This is a genomic window from Escherichia sp. UTM R2 (assembly GCF_048593455.1).
In the GTDB taxonomy this organism is placed as follows: domain Bacteria; phylum Pseudomonadota; class Gammaproteobacteria; order Enterobacterales; family Enterobacteriaceae; genus Escherichia; species Escherichia coli.
On record NZ_JBFWDY010000002.1, the window covers coordinates 3399639 to 3416168 of the forward strand.

Annotated in this window: 18 protein-coding genes; 10 read left to right on the forward strand and 8 right to left on the reverse strand. The window is 51.7% G+C overall.

Features of this window, described 5'->3' with window-relative positions:
• Window positions 1-5 precede the first annotated feature (5 nt).
• From cyoE to AB4H76_RS17315, 3 genes are all read left to right on the forward strand, one after another.
• Complete coding sequence (gene cyoE, locus AB4H76_RS17305; protein ID WP_000971336.1) at window positions 6-896, forward strand: heme o synthase; 891 nt, start codon at window positions 6-8, stop codon at window positions 894-896.
• 184 nt (window positions 897-1080) lie between these two features.
• A complete protein-coding gene (locus AB4H76_RS17310) occupies window positions 1081-1392 on the forward strand; it encodes a DUF1778 domain-containing protein (protein ID WP_001297137.1) in 312 nt (103 codons plus the stop codon).
• Window positions 1376-1918: a GNAT family N-acetyltransferase gene (locus AB4H76_RS17315; RefSeq protein ID WP_000227784.1), complete on the forward strand. Its 543-nt coding sequence runs from the start codon at window positions 1376-1378 to the stop codon at window positions 1916-1918. Before AB4H76_RS17310 ends, AB4H76_RS17315 begins: the two co-directional genes overlap by 17 nt.
• A 55-nt stretch (window positions 1919-1973) precedes the next feature.
• Here AB4H76_RS17315 and AB4H76_RS17320 read toward each other — a convergent pair whose 3' ends face one another.
• The gene (locus AB4H76_RS17320) at window positions 1974-2909 is read right to left on the reverse strand and encodes a tetratricopeptide repeat protein (RefSeq protein ID WP_053900775.1); all 936 of its coding nucleotides are present in this window, start codon (window positions 2907-2909) and stop codon (window positions 1974-1976) included.
• Between the two features lie 407 nt (window positions 2910-3316).
• Here AB4H76_RS17320 and AB4H76_RS17325 point away from each other — a divergent pair, with 407 nt between their 5' ends.
• Window positions 3317-4681, forward strand: a complete 1365-nt coding sequence (locus AB4H76_RS17325) for an MFS transporter (RefSeq protein ID WP_121689842.1) — start codon at window positions 3317-3319, stop codon at window positions 4679-4681.
• Window positions 4682-4808: 127 nt separating this feature from the next.
• On the opposite strand, the gene yajQ is transcribed toward AB4H76_RS17325, so the two are convergent.
• A complete protein-coding gene (gene yajQ, locus AB4H76_RS17330; protein WP_001138904.1) occupies window positions 4809-5300 on the reverse strand; it encodes a nucleotide binding protein YajQ in 492 nt (163 codons plus the stop codon).
• A gap of 167 nt (window positions 5301-5467) precedes the next feature.
• Between yajQ and panE the strand changes: the two genes are divergently transcribed.
• The gene (gene panE / locus AB4H76_RS17335; protein ID WP_000705853.1) at window positions 5468-6379 is read left to right on the forward strand and encodes a 2-dehydropantoate 2-reductase; all 912 of its coding nucleotides are present in this window, start codon (window positions 5468-5470) and stop codon (window positions 6377-6379) included.
• Complete coding sequence (yajL, locus tag AB4H76_RS17340; RefSeq protein ID WP_001276309.1) at window positions 6342-6932, forward strand: protein deglycase YajL; 591 nt, start codon at window positions 6342-6344, stop codon at window positions 6930-6932. Before panE ends, yajL begins: the two co-directional genes overlap by 38 nt.
• A gap of 53 nt (window positions 6933-6985) precedes the next feature.
• Here yajL and thiI read toward each other — a convergent pair whose 3' ends face one another.
• Window positions 6986-8434, reverse strand: a complete 1449-nt coding sequence (gene thiI, locus AB4H76_RS17345; protein ID WP_000668690.1) for a tRNA uracil 4-sulfurtransferase ThiI — start codon at window positions 8432-8434, stop codon at window positions 6986-6988.
• Between the two features lie 205 nt (window positions 8435-8639).
• Here thiI and xseB point away from each other — a divergent pair, with 205 nt between their 5' ends.
• The 4 genes from xseB (at window position 8640) to yajO (ending at window position 12822) form a co-directional block, all read left to right on the forward strand.
• A complete protein-coding gene (gene xseB / locus AB4H76_RS17350) occupies window positions 8640-8882 on the forward strand; it encodes an exodeoxyribonuclease VII small subunit (protein WP_001124935.1) in 243 nt (80 codons plus the stop codon).
• Window positions 8882-9781 carry a (2E,6E)-farnesyl diphosphate synthase gene (ispA, locus tag AB4H76_RS17355; RefSeq protein WP_000347217.1) on the forward strand — a complete coding sequence of 300 codons (900 nt, stop codon included), beginning with the start codon at window positions 8882-8884 and terminating at the stop codon, window positions 9779-9781. The genes xseB and ispA overlap by 1 nt, the downstream gene beginning before the upstream one ends.
• A gap of 24 nt (window positions 9782-9805) precedes the next feature.
• The gene (gene dxs / locus AB4H76_RS17360) at window positions 9806-11668 is read left to right on the forward strand and encodes a 1-deoxy-D-xylulose-5-phosphate synthase (RefSeq protein ID WP_000006815.1); all 1863 of its coding nucleotides are present in this window, start codon (window positions 9806-9808) and stop codon (window positions 11666-11668) included.
• A 179-nt stretch (window positions 11669-11847) separates the two neighbouring features.
• Window positions 11848-12822, forward strand: a complete 975-nt coding sequence (gene yajO / locus AB4H76_RS17365; protein ID WP_001199799.1) for a 1-deoxyxylulose-5-phosphate synthase YajO — start codon at window positions 11848-11850, stop codon at window positions 12820-12822.
• Window positions 12823-12875: 53 nt separating this feature from the next.
• Here yajO and pgpA read toward each other — a convergent pair whose 3' ends face one another.
• The 5 genes from pgpA to ribD all read right to left on the reverse strand — a co-directional run bounded on the left by pgpA (window position 12876) and on the right by ribD (window position 16528).
• On the reverse strand, window positions 12876-13394 hold the full coding sequence (gene pgpA / locus AB4H76_RS17370; RefSeq protein WP_000154044.1) for a phosphatidylglycerophosphatase A: 519 nt from the start codon (window positions 13392-13394) through the stop codon (window positions 12876-12878).
• Window positions 13372-14349 carry a thiamine-phosphate kinase gene (thiL, locus tag AB4H76_RS17375; protein ID WP_121689843.1) on the reverse strand — a complete coding sequence of 326 codons (978 nt, stop codon included), beginning with the start codon at window positions 14347-14349 and terminating at the stop codon, window positions 13372-13374. Before thiL ends, pgpA begins: the two co-directional genes overlap by 23 nt.
• Window positions 14350-14426: 77 nt before the next feature.
• A complete protein-coding gene (gene nusB / locus AB4H76_RS17380) occupies window positions 14427-14846 on the reverse strand; it encodes a transcription antitermination factor NusB (RefSeq protein WP_000801125.1) in 420 nt (139 codons plus the stop codon).
• A 19-nt stretch (window positions 14847-14865) separates the two neighbouring features.
• Window positions 14866-15336, reverse strand: a complete 471-nt coding sequence (gene ribE / locus AB4H76_RS17385; protein WP_001021161.1) for a 6,7-dimethyl-8-ribityllumazine synthase — start codon at window positions 15334-15336, stop codon at window positions 14866-14868.
• Between the two features lie 88 nt (window positions 15337-15424).
• The gene (ribD, locus tag AB4H76_RS17390) at window positions 15425-16528 is read right to left on the reverse strand and encodes a bifunctional diaminohydroxyphosphoribosylaminopyrimidine deaminase/5-amino-6-(5-phosphoribosylamino)uracil reductase RibD (protein ID WP_001150456.1); all 1104 of its coding nucleotides are present in this window, start codon (window positions 16526-16528) and stop codon (window positions 15425-15427) included.
• Window positions 16529-16530 lie beyond the last annotated feature (2 nt).

Sequence of the window (16530 nt, forward strand, 5' to 3'; positions counted from 1 at the left end):
CGGTTATGATGTTTAAGCAATACCTGCAAGTAACGAAACCAGGCATCATCTTTGGCAACCTGATCTCGGTGATTGGGGGATTCCTGCTGGCCTCAAAGGGCAGCATTGATTATCCCCTGTTTATCTACACGCTGGTTGGGGTGTCACTGGTTGTGGCGTCGGGTTGTGTGTTTAACAACTACATCGACAGGGATATCGACAGAAAGATGGAAAGGACGAAGAATCGGGTGCTGGTTAAAGGCCTGATCTCTCCTGCTGTCTCGCTGGTGTACGCCACCTTGCTGGGTATTGCTGGCTTTATGCTGCTGTGGTTTGGCGCGAATCCGCTGGCCTGCTGGCTGGGGGTGATGGGCTTTGTGGTTTATGTCGGCGTCTATAGCCTGTACATGAAACGCCACTCAGTCTACGGCACATTGATTGGTTCGCTCTCCGGCGCTGCGCCGCCGGTGATTGGCTACTGTGCAGTAACCGGCGAGTTCGATAGCGGCGCAGCGATCCTGCTGGCTATCTTCAGCCTGTGGCAGATGCCTCACTCCTATGCCATCGCCATTTTCCGCTTTAAGGATTACCAGGCGGCAAACATTCCGGTATTGCCAGTGGTAAAAGGCATTTCGGTGGCGAAGAATCACATCACGCTGTATATCATCGCCTTTGCCGTTGCCACGCTGATGCTCTCTCTTGGCGGTTACGCTGGATATAAATATCTGGTGGTCGCCGCGGCGGTTAGCGTCTGGTGGTTAGGTATGGCTCTGCGCGGTTATAAAGTTGCTGATGACAGAATCTGGGCGCGCAAGCTGTTCGGCTTCTCTATCATCGCCATCACTGCCCTCTCGGTGATGATGTCCGTTGATTTTATGGTACCGGACTCGCATACGCTGCTGGCTGCTGTGTGGTAACAAAACCTCTCTATTAAAAAGGTGCTACGGCACCTTTTTTATTGTCTGAGATCAGAGATACGGCTAATAACCGTATGTCTTGACAGAGTGAGCAGATGAACATAAATTAATCATACGGTTGATAGCCGTATTATGTATGAGATCGACTCCCTACGATTTCATTCAGTTAATCAAAGAGGTCATAATGCCTGGAAAAACAGCCACTCTACCCGATGTCGATAAAACGCTGAAAAATGCGCGGGTCGAACTCAAAACTAGTCCCGACGCCAAAAACAAACTTCGTGAAGCTGCGCAAGCCGTTGGGGTAGATTTAAGCGCTTTTATTTTGAGCGCTGCTATGGAACGCGCCGAAAGTGTGCTTGATAACCAACGTCGCCGCGAGCTTTCGAATCAAAGCTGGGAACTGATGAACCAACTCATCGCTGAACCTGCTCAACCGACGCTCGCCCTCAAGGCGTTAATGAAAAGGAAAAACAGCGATGGTCGACAAGCATGAAGAGATTACTCTGCCCATAGTCCTCTCCTGTAATTATCAGTCTGATATTACTTATCCTGGGCAAAAACAGTTTGATTGCGGTAACCCTGTTATCGATAAATTTGTACGCGCATCGCTAAAGAAAAGTGTGCGTAATAGCGACTGTGCGGCTAAAGCACTTATTGACAGACAAAGTGGTGAACTGATCGGCATCTGTACTTTTACGGCATATTCGCTGGAAAAACAACGCGTTTCTGGCGTCCTTCAGGGTTCACAACCTTCAGAAATTGGTGTTGTCAGATTAGTCATGTTGGGGGTAGCACGGAAGTATCAAAAGCGGGGCTTTGGTCAGGACCTACTATGTGATTTTTTTGAACATGTAAAAATAATTCACCAGGCATTACCAATTAAAGGGGTTTATCTTGATGCTGACCCTGCCGCCATTAATTTTTATGCTCGTCTCGGCTTTGTTCAGCTTTCAGCGACACCAAATGCTTTTGGTGCTGTACCTATGTTTTTGGCGATTCAGCATATTCTCGCGGCTTAGATTATTATCGCCACCCGCCAGGGCAAGTTTTGCCTCAGCCGGGGGCTGAGCAGCGTTACCACTTTTGTTCAATTGCCCCCGCTTTCAGCAACTCCACATCCTTGCCGTTAATGGTTGCCGTTGCGGCAACGATTGTGGTCCTTACAGTTGCACAAGATTTTCGCTCAAATTCCGGTTTATAAAGAATAAGAGACGAATTACTGGTAAATGAACCAAATAGGTAATCAGTAAAGCTAATATTCAGCCGGTTTAAACCGAAAGGCGCGAAGCCAACCGTTTGGTTAATCTCCTTATCGGATGGGCGACGAATGCTGAATGTCACGCGAAGATTGGCCACTTCGCCTAATTTATTGGTGGTGGCGAAGAGGCTATCCATGCAGGAAAAACCTTTATCTAAAAAATTATCTCGCATCCCAGAACGGGTAACCGTAATCACGGGTAACGTATCGTCAACCGTTTTTCTGTCAATCATGTCTTTTCGACAAGTAGCCAGAAAGTCTTCCGGGCCACCATAAATGTGGACACCTTTATCAAGATATTCCTTCGCTTTCTTACAATCTACCTCAACATACTGACCATTGGCGTACATAATGCCCAACCTGGACCATGCTAAATTCACACCGTGCTGCGCGGCCTGATTAAATAGTGCATACGCTTTGGCATAATCCACCCGCACCTGCTCACCGTCGTAGTAGATACCCCCCAGCGCTAACGGAGCTTCTCTGTCACCTTGTTTAGCCGCTAACTCGAACCATTTAATCGCTTCCTGAACATCAGGTTTGGTATCATAACGAGGCTGATAATATTCCCAGCCTAACAGGCTCTGCGCGTCGATATCTCCCGATTCAGCCATTTTATGCAGTGTATTTATAACATCGGGAGCAGGTTTACCACCGTATATGCTGTCATACAATTCATGCGCTTTCTCGCTGGCCACCACGCTTGGTGAAACTATCAGCATTACAGAAAATAATATTCTTTTAGTTAACATGTATACCTTTATGTCCTCACTGTCATATATTTCCATAATAATTAACCACCAAATATCCATTTAATGAATAAATACAGTGCCATAAAGGTCCAAGTAATAAGCACACATTTAGCCTGAAACATTATCATCCATGTCACCAAATCGTTTATTTAGTGAGATAAAACTAGCATATTCGTAAGATAAAAAATGCACATGGCAATCAAGAAATGATATTATTACTTTTTTGATGTAAAACTATTTAGTTTTAAAATTCATTTTTTCAACATATAGAGCATTCATTTTATGAATGCAAAAAAACATACCTGACACACAAATTACTCTCCTCTGTAATATTTTCTCATTAACACTCTGTTTACCCAACATGCGCTCCGCACTACACTATGTGGGCATTTTTTTAAGGGGTGGTAATGAACGATTATAAAATGACGCCAGGTGAGAGGCGCGCGACCTGGGGTTTAGGGACCGTATTCTCGTTGCGCATGCTGGGCATGTTTATGGTTCTGCCGGTTCTGACCACGTACGGCATGGCTCTGCAAGGTGCCAGCGAAGCATTAATCGGTATTGCCATTGGTGTTTATGGTCTGACTCAGGCCGTTTTTCAGATTCCGTTTGGCCTGCTTTCCGACCGCATTGGTCGCAAACCATTAATTGTCGGTGGGCTGGCGGTGTTTGCCGCCGGTAGCGTTATCGCTGCGCTTTCCGACTCCATCTGGGGAATTATTCTGGGCCGGGCGCTACAAGGCTCTGGAGCAATTGCCGCCGCCGTTATGGCGCTGCTTTCCGATCTCACGCGCGAACAAAACCGCACCAAAGCGATGGCGTTTATCGGCGTGAGCTTTGGCATTACCTTTGCCATTGCGATGGTGCTTGGCCCGATCATCACTCACAAACTTGGGCTGCACGCGCTGTTCTGGATGATCGCTATTCTGGCAACAACCGGCATTGCGTTGACCATTTGGGTTGTGCCCAACAGTAGCACTCACGTACTTAATCGTGAGTCCGGAATGGTGAAAGGCAGTTTCAGTAAAGTGCTGGCGGAACCGCGGCTGCTAAAACTCAACTTTGGCATTATGTGTCTGCACATGCTTCTGATGTCTACGTTTGTTGCCCTGCCCGGACAGCTAGCTGATGCGGGGTTCCCGGCGGCTGAACACTGGAAGGTCTATCTGGCGACGATGTTAATCGCCTTTGGCTCGGTCGTGCCTTTCATTATCTACGCTGAAGTTAAGCGCAAAATGAAGCAAGTCTTTGTCTTCTGCGTCGGGTTGATCGTGGTTGCGGAAATTGTGTTGTGGAACGCACAAACGCAGTTCTGGCAACTGGTGGTCGGCGTGCAGCTTTTCTTTGTGGCGTTTAATTTGATGGAAGCCCTTCTGCCCTCACTTATCAGTAAAGAGTCGCCAGCAGGTTACAAAGGTACGGCGATGGGTGTCTACTCCACCAGCCAGTTTCTTGGCGTGGCGATTGGCGGTTCGCTGGGCGGCTGGATTGACGGCATGTTTGACGGTCAGGGGGTATTTCTCGCTGGCGCAATGCTGGCCGCAGTGTGGCTGGCAGTCGCCAGTACCATGAAAGAACCGCCGTATGTCAGCAGTTTGCGCATTGAAATCCCGGCGGACATTGCCGCAAACGAAGCGTTAAAAGTGCGTTTGCTGGAAACTGAAGGCGTCAAAGAAGTGTTGATTGCAGAAGAAGAGCATTCAGCTTATGTGAAAATCGACAGCAAAGTGACAAATCGCTTTGAGGTTGAACAGGCAATTCGTCAGGCATAAAAAACGCGGCGAATTGCCTGCTGCGCTACGCTTACCAGGCCTACAAAGTTCTTGAGTTACAAACCGTTGTAGGCCGAATCAGGCGTTCATGCCGCATCTGACATGAACAAAACGCACATTGTCGCGATTAATCGCGGAAGTTTTTGAACTGGAACGGCTGGCCGAGATCGCCACCACGTACCATCGCCATGACAGCCTGCAAATCATCACGAGATTTGCCAGTCACACGGATCTCATCGCCCTGAATTTGCGCCTGCACTTTCAGTTTGCTGTCTTTAATCATCTTGACGATTTTCTTCTGGGTCGCGCTCTCAATGCCCTGTTTCAGTTTCGCTTCCACAAACCAGGTTTTACCGCTATGAACGATATTTTCCGGTACATCCAGTGAACTGCCTTCAATGCCGCGCTTCAGCAGCTTGGCACGCAGAATATCCAGCAACTGATTGACCTGGAAGTCGGACTCGCTCAACACTTTGATGGTTTTGCTGGCGTCGTTCAGCTCAAATGAGGCTTCAACGTTACGGAAGTCAAAACGGGACTCCACTTCGCGACTCGCGTTATCGACCGCGTTACGTGCTTCCTGAAGATCAACTTCAGAGACAATATCGAAAGATGGCATCTTTTCCTCTCCCTTCATTTTTGATGCGAAGCATAATACCTGCAAAGTTAAATAACCAACAGTCCTGCACCAGGACGTATCCCTTAATTGTGCATAGTCGCAACAGCATGCACAATTAAGGGATAGCCTTATTGAACACCCGGAGTGGTTGCGGGTGAGGAGGAACAATGAAAATTACCGTATTGGGATGCGGTGCCTTAGGGCAATTATGGCTTACAGCACTTTGTAAACAGGGTCATGAAGTTCAGGGCTGGCTGCGCGTACCGCAACCTTATTGTAGTGTGAATCTGGTTGAGACAGATGGTTCGATATTTAACGAATCGCTGACCGCCAACGATCCCGATTTTCTCGCCACCAGCGATCTGCTCCTGGTGACGCTGAAAGCATGGCAGGTTTCCGATGCCGTCAAAAGCCTCGCATCCACACTGCCTGTAGCTACGCCAATACTGTTAATTCACAACGGCATGGGCACCATCGAAGAATTGCAAAACATTCAGCAGCCATTACTGATGGGCACCACCACCCATGCCGCCCGCCGCGACGGCAATGTCATTATTCATGTGGCAAACGGAATCACGCATATCGGTCCGGCACGGCAACAGGATGGCGATTACAGTTATCTGGCGGATATTTTGCAAACCGTGTTGCCTGACGTTGCCTGGCATAACAATATTCGCGCCGAGCTGTGGCGCAAGCTGGCCGTCAACTGTGTGATTAATCCACTGACTGCCATCTGGAATTGCCCGAACGGTGAATTACGTCATCATCCGCAAGAAATTATGCAAATATGCGAAGAAGTCGCGGCAGTGATCGAGCGCGAAGGGCATCATACTTCAGCGGAAGATTTGCGTGATTACGTGATGCAGGTGATTGATGCCACAGCGGAAAATATCTCGTCGATGTTGCAGGATATCCGCGCGCTGCGCCACACCGAAATCGACTATATCAATGGTTTTCTCTTACGCCGCGCCCGCGCGCATGGGATTGCCGTACCGGAAAACACCCGCCTGTTTGAAATGGTAAAAAGAAAGGAGAGTGAATATGAGCGCATCGGCACTGGTTTGCCTCGCCCCTGGTAGTGAAGAGACTGAAGCCGTCACCACTATCGATCTGCTGGTTCGCGGCGGTATCAAAGTCACCACTGCCAGCGTCGCCAGCGATGGCAACCTGGCCATTACCTGCTCGCGCGGCGTGAAGCTGCTGGCGGATGCGCCGCTGGTCGAGGTGGCTGATGGCGAATATGACGTGATCGTACTGCCTGGTGGCATTAAAGGCGCAGAGTGTTTTCGCGATAGTACCCTGCTGGTTGAAACCGTTAAACAGTTCCACCGTTCCGGGCGTATCGTCGCGGCTATTTGCGCCGCGCCAGCCACCGTGCTGGTACCGCACGATATCTTCCCGATTGGCAATATGACCGGCTTCCCGACGCTGAAAGACAAAATTCCCGCCGAACAATGGCAGGACAAGCGCGTCGTCTGGGATGCACGGGTAAAATTGCTGACCAGCCAGGGGCCGGGTACGGCTATTGATTTTGGTCTGAAAATTATCGACCTGCTGGTTGGGCGCGAGAAAGCCCATGAAGTGGCATCACAACTGGTGATGGCGGCAGGGATTTATAATTATTACGAGTAGTGTCGGATGCGGCAAACGTCGCATCTGACCAGATGCGACGTAAAAACCACAAATTATGGGCGATACACCTTCACATTGTTAAAGCCCTGCTCGCGCAGATAGAGCGCCTGCAGACGGCTCATCACCCCGCGCTCACACCACAGTAGCCAGGTTCTGTTCTGGTCGAGATCGCCAAATTTGGTGCTCAGTTTATAGAACGGCAGAGAAACCACGTCAATCCCTTCGACTTTCAGTGGCTTATCTTCCTGCTCATCGACAGAACGGATATCGAGGATCACGTCGTTCGGGCCAAAGCCATTGACGGTTTCCACTTCCACCACTTCCTGCTCGGTCTGCTGGGCGATTTCGCGGATATCAACGTTATTCGCTTCCTCAACCACTTTATCGAGAATACTGAAGTCGAACTTCTCTTCTTCCGCTTCAATCTTCGATTTAACCGCTTTCACCGTCGGGCTTTTGGAGATCACGCCACAATATTCTGGCATCGTGCGAGCAAAGTCTTCAGTGCCAATCTGGCGGGCCAGGTTGATGATGTGCTCTTTGTCGTAAGAAATCAGCGGACGCAGGATCAGCGTGTCAGAGACGTTATCAATCAGGCGCAGGTTGGTCAGCGTCTGACTGGACACCTGGCCGAGCGCTTCGCCGGTGACCAGCGCCTGTACGCCGTAACGTTCAGCCACTTTAGACGCGGCACGCACCATCATACGTTTGAGGATAACGCCCATCTGACCGTCGTCGATTTTCTCGAGAATTTCCCCAACGACCGGTTCGAAATTAATAGCGACAAAACGCACGCGGTGGGAGCTGCCAAAACGGTTCCACAGATAATGCGCCACCTGACGCACGCCAATTTCATGCGCCGCGCCGCCAAGGTTAAAGAAACAGTAATGCACGCGGCAGCCGCGACGCATCAACATATAACTGGAAACACCGGAGTCGAAACCACCGGAAATGAGCGACAGCACGTCTTCCTGGGTGCCGATCGGGAAACCGCCAATACCTTCGTAGCGGCCTTTAATCAGCAGGAGACGATCGTCTTCCACTTCCAGATGGACAGTCACTTCCGGATTGGTCAGCTTCACGCGCGCGGACTCAATATGCTGATTTAAACCGCCGCCGACGTAACGTTCCACATCAATCGAGCTAAAATCATGTTTGCCACGACGCTTCACGCGTACGCAGAAGGTTTTGCCTTCCAGCTGATCGCGGTACTGAACCAACGCTTTCTCGAAAATATCGTGCATGTCGGTAAACGGCACGTCTTCGACTTCGAGAATATGGTGGATACCCGGAATACGGGTCAGAGCGTCGCGAATAGCCAGACGCTGGTTTTCATCTTTCGCGCGAACTTCGATGTTATCCCAGTGGCGGACGACAGCGAGCGTCTCATCATAGTGCTTTAAAACGTTACGAATGTTCCCGGTAAGGATTTTTATAAAGCGCAAGCGCACAGATTGGCTTTTGATGGTGATTTCCGGGAACAATTTAATGATAAACTTCATGGCGGCAATGGTTCGTTGGCAAGCCTTAAGCGACTTGTATAGGGAAAAATACAGCAGCCCACACCTGCGGCTGCATCCAGGCGCGGAAGTATACCACTAACATCGCTTTGCTGCGCACATCACCTTACCATTGCGCGTTATTTGCTATTTGCCCTGAGTCCGTTACCATGACGGGGCGAAAAATATTGAGAGTCAGACATTCATTATGCCGAAGAAAAATGAGGCGCCCGCCAGCTTTGAAAAGGCGCTGAGCGAGCTGGAACAGATTGTAACCCGTCTGGAAAGTGGCGACCTGCCGCTGGAAGAGGCGCTGAACGAGTTCGAACGCGGCGTGCAGCTGGCACGTCAGGGGCAGGCCAAATTACAACAAGCCGAACAGCGCGTACAAATTCTGCTGTCTGACAATGAAGACGCCTCTCTAACCCCTTTTACACCGGACAATGAGTAATGGACTTTCCGCAGCAACTCGAAGCCTGCGTTAAGCAGGCCAACCAGGCGCTGAGCCGTTTTATCGCCCCACTGCCCTTTCAGAACACTCCCGTGGTCGAAACCATGCAGTATGGCGCATTATTAGGTGGTAAGCGCCTGCGACCTTTCCTGGTTTATGCCACCGGTCATATGTTTGGCGTTAGCACAAACACGCTGGACGCACCCGCTGCTGCCGTAGAGTGTATCCACGCTTACTCATTAATTCATGATGATTTACCGGCGATGGATGATGACGATCTGCGCCGCGGTTTGCCGACCTGCCATGTGAAGTTTGGCGAAGCAAACGCGATTCTCGCTGGCGACGCTTTACAAACGCTGGCGTTCTCGATTCTAAGCGATGCCGATATGCCGGAAGTGTCGGATCGCGACAGAATTTCGATGATTTCTGAACTGGCGAGCGCCAGCGGTATTGCCGGAATGTGCGGTGGTCAGGCACTAGATTTAGACGCGGAAGGCAAACACGTACCTCTGGACGCGCTTGAGCGTATTCATCGTCATAAAACCGGCGCATTGATTCGCGCCGCCGTTCGCCTTGGTGCATTAAGCGCCGGAGATAAAGGGCGTCGTGCTCTGCCAGTACTCGACAAGTACGCAGAGAGCATCGGCCTTGCCTTCCAGGTTCAGGATGACATCCTGGATGTGGTAGGAGATACTGCAACGTTGGGAAAACGCCAGGGTGCCGACCAGCAACTTGGTAAAAGTACCTACCCTGCACTTCTGGGTCTTGAGCAAGCCCGGAAGAAAGCCCGGGATCTGATCGACGATGCCCGTCAGTCGCTGAAACAACTGGCTGAACAGTCACTCGATACCTCGGCACTGGAAGCGCTAGCGGACTACATCATCCAGCGTAATAAATAAACAATAAGTATTAATAGGCCCCTGATGAGTTTTGATATTGCCAAATACCCGACCCTGGCACTGGTCGACTCCACCCAGGAGTTACGACTGTTGCCGAAAGAGAGTTTACCGAAACTCTGCGACGAACTGCGCCGCTATTTACTCGACAGCGTGAGCCGTTCCAGCGGGCACTTCGCCTCCGGGCTGGGCACGGTCGAACTGACCGTGGCGCTGCACTATGTCTACAACACCCCGTTTGACCAATTGATTTGGGATGTGGGGCATCAGGCTTATCCGCATAAAATTTTGACCGGACGCCGCGACAAAATCGGCACCATCCGTCAGAAAGGCGGTCTGCACCCGTTCCCGTGGCGCGGCGAAAGCGAATATGACGTATTAAGCGTCGGGCATTCATCAACCTCCATCAGTGCCGGAATTGGTATTGCGGTTGCTGCCGAGAAAGAAGGCAAAAATCGCCGCACCGTCTGTGTAATCGGCGATGGTGCGATTACCGCAGGCATGGCGTTTGAAGCGATGAATCACGCGGGCGATATCCGTCCTGATATGCTGGTGGTTCTCAACGACAATGAAATGTCGATTTCCGAAAATGTCGGCGCGCTCAACAACCATCTGGCGCAGCTGCTTTCCGGTAAGCTTTACTCTTCACTGCGCGAAGGCGGGAAAAAAGTTTTCTCTGGCGTTCCGCCAATTAAAGAGCTGCTCAAACGCACCGAAGAACATATTAAAGGCATGGTAGTGCCTGGCACGTTGTTTGAAGAGCTGGGCTTTAACTACATCGGCCCGGTTGACGGTCACGATGTGCTGGGGCTTATCACCACGCTTAAGAACATGCGCGACCTGAAAGGCCCGCAGTTCCTGCATATCATGACCAAAAAAGGTCGTGGTTATGAACCGGCAGAAAAAGACCCAATCACTTTCCACGCCGTGCCTAAATTTGATCCCTCCAGCGGTTGTTTGCCGAAAAGTAGCGGCGGTTTGCCGAGCTATTCAAAAATCTTTGGCGACTGGTTGTGTGAAACGGCAGCGAAAGACAACAAGCTGATGGCGATTACTCCGGCAATGCGTGAAGGTTCCGGCATGGTCGAGTTTTCACGTAAATTCCCGGATCGCTACTTCGACGTGGCAATTGCCGAGCAACACGCAGTGACCTTTGCCGCCGGTCTGGCGATTGGTGGGTACAAACCCATTGTCGCGATTTACTCCACTTTCCTGCAACGCGCCTATGATCAGGTGCTGCATGACGTGGCGATTCAAAAGCTACCGGTCCTGTTCGCCATTGACCGCGCGGGCATTGTTGGTGCTGACGGTCAAACTCACCAGGGCGCTTTTGATCTCTCTTACCTGCGCTGCATACCAGAAATGGTCATTATGACCCCGAGCGATGAAAACGAATGTCGCCAGATGCTCTATACCGGCTATCACTATAACGATGGCCCGTCCGCGGTGCGCTACCCGCGCGGCAACGCGGTTGGCGTGGAACTGACGCCGCTGGAAAAACTACCAATTGGCAAAGGCATTGTGAAGCGTCGTGGCGAGAAACTGGCGATCCTTAACTTTGGTACGCTGATGCCAGAAGCGGCGAAAGTCGCCGAATCGCTGAACGCCACGCTGGTCGATATGCGTTTTGTGAAACCGCTTGATGAAGCGTTAATTCTGGAAATGGCCGCCAGCCATGAAGCGCTGGTCACCGTAGAAGAAAACGCCATTATGGGCGGCGCAGGTAGCGGAGTGAACGAAGTGCTGATGGCCCATCGTAAACCAGTACCCGTGCTGAACATTGGTCTGCCGGACTTCTTTATTCCGCAAGGAACTCAGGAAGAAATGCGCGCCGAACTCGGCCTCGATGCCGCCGGTATGGAAGCCAAAATCAAGGCCTGGCTGGCATAATCCCTACTCCACTCCTGCTATGCTTAACAAATTATTCATAGACTCTAAATAATTCGAGTTGCAGGAAGGCGGCAAACGAGTGAAGCCCCAGGAGCTTACATAAGTAAGTGACTGGGGTGAACGAATGCAGCCGCAGCACATGCAACTTGAAGTATGACGAGTATGGCAGGAGTGGCAGCATGCAATACAACCCCTTAGGAAAAACCGACCTTCGCGTTTCCCGACTTTGCCTCGGCTGTATGACCTTTGGCGAGCCAGATCGTGGTAATCACGCATGGACACTGCCGGAAGAGAGTAGCCGTCCCATCATTAAACGCGCGCTGGAAGGCGGCATAAATTTCTTTGATACCGCCAATAGCTATTCCGATGGTAGCAGCGAAGAGATCGTTGGTCGCGCACTGCGGGATTTCGCCCGTCGTGAAGACGTGGTCGTTGCCACCAAAGTGTTCCATCGCGTTGGTGATTTACCGGAAGGATTATCCCGTGCACAAATTTTGCGCTCTATCGACGACAGCCTGCGACGTCTCGGCATGGATTATGTCGATATCCTGCAAATTCATCGCTGGGATTACAACACGCCGATCGAAGAGACGCTGGAAGCTCTGAACGACGTGGTAAAAGCCGGGAAAGCGCGTTATATCGGCGCGTCATCAATGCACGCTTCGCAGTTTGCTCAGGCACTGGAACTCCAAAAACAGCACGGCTGGGCGCAGTTTGTCAGTATGCAGGATCACTACAATCTGATTTATCGCGAAGAAGAGCGCGAGATGCTGCCACTGTGTTATCAGGAGGGCGTGGCGGTGATTCCGTGGAGCCCGCTGGCGCGGGGGCGACTGACGCGTCCGTGGGGAGAAACTACCGCACGACTGGTGTCTGATGAGGTGGGGAAAAATCTCTATAAAGAAAGCGATGAAAATGACGCGCAGATCGCAGAGCGGTTAACGGGCGTCAGTGAAGAACTCGGTGCAACACGAGCACAAGTTGCGCTGGCCTGGTTGTTGAGTAAACCGGGCATTGCCGCACCGATTATCGGTACATCGCGGGAAGAACAGCTTGATGAGCTGCTGAACGCGGTGGATATCACTTTGAAGCCGGAACAGATTGCCGAACTGGAAACGCCGTATAAACCGCATGCGGTCGTAGGATTTAAATAAGAGTCCAGGCCTGATGAGACGCAACAAGCGTCACATCAGGCATCGGTGCACAACTACGACAGAATGCCCAGCGGCCAGTGATGACCAATAAAGTACAGGATGCCAGCGGAGATCACCCCGGCGACAATATCATCTATCATGATCCCCATGCCGCCATGCACATTGCGATCAAACCAGCGGATCGGCCACGGTTTCCACATATCCAGAATACGGAAAATCACAAACCCGGCGGCAACCCACTGCCAGTCATTGGTCGGCAGCGCCATGAGCGTGATCCACATACCAATAAATTCGTCCCAGACAATGCTGCCGTGATCGTGCACGCCCATATCTTTTGCGGTCTGATGACAAAGATAGACGCCGATACAGATCCCCAGCATCACCACCAGCGAGTAGAGCTGCCAGGGCAAAAAGGTCATCAGATACCAGAACGGAATCGCTGCCAGCGAGCCCATCGTCCCAGGAACGATCGGGCTTAATCCACTTCCGAATCCGACAGCAAGTAGATGCCACGGATTACTCATCTTCAGGCGACTTTTCGCGACATCTTTATGGCGTGGCAAAATGGTCATATCCTTTCCAGTCTAATGTAACAGGTTCGCCGTCACGAATAAAACAAAGCCCTTCGATATCGGCGGTCATTTGCCCGATACAGGTAAACGGTACGCCCAGGTGTCCGAGAGCCACATCCAGCGCGCCACGGTTCAGTTCCGGCACAGTGAAACACAACTCGTAATCTTCACCGCCAGAGAGCGCCCAGCGCAGCGCCTGTTCCGGTTCAACATGGCGAGAAAGCGCATCAGAAAACGGCAGCAATGCCAGGTCAATACGTGCGCCGCAGTCGCTGGCTTTCACGATATGCCCGAGATCGGAAATCAGACCGTCAGAGAGATCGATAGCTGAATTTGCCAGATCGCGCAGTGCCTGCCCCTGTAAAATACGCGGCGATGGACGGAGATGACGTTTGATCAAGTAGTCAGCATCTTTAGCATCGGCAACCTGCAAACGGTTTTGCAAAATCGCCAGCCCGGCGGCGCTATCGCCCGGTGTACCGGTCACATAGATCCAGTCACCCGGTTTCGCCCCAGAGCGCGTTAAGGCTCGTCCTATCGGAACAAAGCCGTGGATACCCAACGTCATTGATAATGGCCCACGCGTGGTATCGCCGCCAATGAGTTGCATATCGTAATAATTGAGAAGATCAAACAAACTGTCGCTGAAGGACTCAAGCCACGCTTCGTCTACGTCCGGCAAGGTTAATGCCAGCGTCAGCCAGGCCGGATCGGCCCCCATCGCTGCCAGATCGCTTAGGTTCACCGCCAGTGCTTTATACGCCAGATCAGCAGGATCGATATCAGGGAGGAAGTGGTTGCCCGCCACCAGCGTATCAGTGCTGATCGCCAGGGTCTGTTTCTCGGGGATATTGAGAAGTGCGCAATCGTCGCCGATGCCCAGTTCGACATCAAGACGAGAACTTCTTACACGGTCAAAATAACGGGCAATCAGGGAGAACTCGCCACATGCCATACGTTATGCCTCAGCAGGTAAAAAAGAAAAGGCCGGCGATCATGGAACGGTCTTCCGTGAATCTACCGGCCTGGATATCACTTTTTGTTAGGGCGAATCACAGGTGCTGCTTTATCGAGTACGCCGTTGACGAACTTATGGCTGTCTTCTGCGCCGAACGATTTCGCCAGTTCGATCGCTTCGTTAATGGCCACTTTGTATGGCACATCGCTACGTTTAGACAGTTCGTACAGCGCAATGCGCAGTACTGCTTTTTCTACCTGTCCCAGTTCTTCCAGCAGGCGGGACAGGTATGGCTTCATCAGTCCGTCGAGGTATGCGGTATTAGTCGCCACCCCGGCCAGCAGCTCACGGAAGTACAGGACGTCAACGTCTTTTACATCCTGTTCAGCCAGGAACTGGTATTCAACATCAGCGATGTCGTTCTGGGACAACTGCCAGGAGTAGAGCGCCTGGACGGCACACTCACGAGCGCGGCGACGAGCAGCAGGTTTCACGGATTTCCCCTTACTAATTTCAGGCCTTGATGGCTTTCAATACATTAATCATTTCAAGCGCGGTCAGTGCAGCTTCTGCACCTTTGTTGCCAGCTTTGGTGCCAGCACGTTCGATCGCTTGTTCAATGCTTTCAGTGGTCAGAACCCCAAAAGCAACCGGAATTTCGCTGTCCTGGGCAACATGCGCCAGGCCGTTGCTTGCACCACCAGCGACATATTCAAAGTGGGCAGTGCCACCACGAATAACCGTACCCAGCGCAATCACCGCGTCGTATTTACCGGTTTTAGCCAGTGCACCCGCCGCCAGCGGCAGCTCATAGGCACCAGGCACCCAAACAACGGTAATGTTTTCATCTTTTACCTGACCGATACGTTTCAGTGCGTCAATTGCACCTTCCAGCAGGCTGTCATTGATAAAGTTGTTGAAACGCGCGATGGTGATGGCGACGCGAGCGTCCGGGGTAGCAACGTTAGCTTCAATAATGTTCATTTTCTTCCTTCGGGTTCGAGTATGGCCCCGCAGGGGGGCGGATTTTAGCATAATATTTCGTGCGCTGCTTCCCTTTCGAGCCGGGAGATCATGCACCTACTAAATGCAGGCAAACATCCGGGCCTACATGACGTATCTCTTTGAATTTAAATTGGGGGGCGTCGGCTAATTTCTCAAGCCCTGGCAGCGAGCATAATCCACGGGCGTCGCTGCCTAATAGTTTAGGTGCGATATAGACAATCAGCTCATCGACTAAACCCGCCTGCAGCAATGCGCCAGCGAGCGTTGGCCCCGCTTCCACCCAGATGCTGTTAATTTGCTGTTTACCCAGTTGCATCATCAGTACAACCAGATCCAGATGACCTTTATGCGCTGGAATCAGCAAGGTACGCACCGTTTCCGGCCACTCACGAGAATCTTCCTGCGTACGCGCGAACCAGGTTTCGCCGGGCTGCTGCACAATGCGATGTACCGGCGTCACGCGATTTTGGCTATCAATCACAATACGTATCGGCTGACGGAGATTTTGTTGCGGATAGAGCGCCTGAGTTTGTTCATCCAGTTCAGACCAACGCACCGTTAAGGCAGGATCATCCGCCAGCACCGTGGCGCTGCTGGTTAAAATGGCATGACTTTGCGCGCGCAGTAGTTGTACATCACGCCGCGCCTGGGGCGAAGTGATCCACTGGCTTTCGCCGCTCGCCATCGCCGTGCGACCATCAAGCGATGCGCCAAGTTTTAACTGAATATAAGGAAAGCCGGTGCGCATCCGCTTGAGAAAGCCTTTATTCAATTGCTCGGCTTCACTCATCATCAGGCCGTGGCTGACGTCAATGCCAGCCTGTTGCAGACGGTAAAGTCCACGCCCAGCGACCTGCGGGTTAGGATCTTGCATCGAGGCAACCACGCGCGCTACGCCAGCGGCGATGAGTGCGTCACAGCACGGTGGCGTACGACCATGATGGCTACAGGGTTCGAGTGTGACATAGGCGGTCGCACCTTTGGCTTTTTCACCCGCCATACGCAACGCGTGTACTTCGGCATGTGGTTCACCCGCACGTTGGTGGTAACCTTCACCGACAATTTCGCCATCTTTGACAATGACGCACCCGACATTCGGGTTGGGATGCGTGGTAAAACGTCCTCGTTGCGCCAGCTTTAGCGCCCGCGCCATGTAATACTCGTCCTGCACGG

Excerpts from the sequence above, each read along its gene's own strand:
- cyoE (WP_000971336.1), top strand. The coding sequence starts at position 6 with ATGATGTTTAAGCAATACCTGCAAGTAACGAAACCAGGCATCATCTTT.
- AB4H76_RS17310 (WP_001297137.1), top strand. The coding sequence starts at position 1,081 with ATGCCTGGAAAAACAGCCACTCTACCCGATGTCGATAAAACGCTGAAA.
- AB4H76_RS17315 (WP_000227784.1), top strand. The coding sequence starts at position 1,376 with ATGGTCGACAAGCATGAAGAGATTACTCTGCCCATAGTCCTCTCCTGT.
- AB4H76_RS17320 (WP_053900775.1), bottom strand. The coding sequence starts at position 2,909 with ATGTTAACTAAAAGAATATTATTTTCTGTAATGCTGATAGTTTCACCA.
- AB4H76_RS17325 (WP_121689842.1), top strand. The coding sequence starts at position 3,317 with ATGAACGATTATAAAATGACGCCAGGTGAGAGGCGCGCGACCTGGGGT.
- yajQ (WP_001138904.1), bottom strand. The coding sequence starts at position 5,300 with ATGCCATCTTTCGATATTGTCTCTGAAGTTGATCTTCAGGAAGCACGT.
- panE (WP_000705853.1), top strand. The coding sequence starts at position 5,468 with ATGAAAATTACCGTATTGGGATGCGGTGCCTTAGGGCAATTATGGCTT.
- yajL (WP_001276309.1), top strand. The coding sequence starts at position 6,342 with ATGAGCGCATCGGCACTGGTTTGCCTCGCCCCTGGTAGTGAAGAGACT.
- thiI (WP_000668690.1), bottom strand. The coding sequence starts at position 8,434 with ATGAAGTTTATCATTAAATTGTTCCCGGAAATCACCATCAAAAGCCAA.
- xseB (WP_001124935.1), top strand. The coding sequence starts at position 8,640 with ATGCCGAAGAAAAATGAGGCGCCCGCCAGCTTTGAAAAGGCGCTGAGC.
- ispA (WP_000347217.1), top strand. The coding sequence starts at position 8,882 with ATGGACTTTCCGCAGCAACTCGAAGCCTGCGTTAAGCAGGCCAACCAG.
- dxs (WP_000006815.1), top strand. The coding sequence starts at position 9,806 with ATGAGTTTTGATATTGCCAAATACCCGACCCTGGCACTGGTCGACTCC.
- yajO (WP_001199799.1), top strand. The coding sequence starts at position 11,848 with ATGCAATACAACCCCTTAGGAAAAACCGACCTTCGCGTTTCCCGACTT.
- pgpA (WP_000154044.1), bottom strand. The coding sequence starts at position 13,394 with ATGACCATTTTGCCACGCCATAAAGATGTCGCGAAAAGTCGCCTGAAG.
- thiL (WP_121689843.1), bottom strand. The coding sequence starts at position 14,349 with ATGGCATGTGGCGAGTTCTCCCTGATTGCCCGTTATTTTGACCGTGTA.
- ribE (WP_001021161.1), bottom strand. The coding sequence starts at position 15,336 with ATGAACATTATTGAAGCTAACGTTGCTACCCCGGACGCTCGCGTCGCC.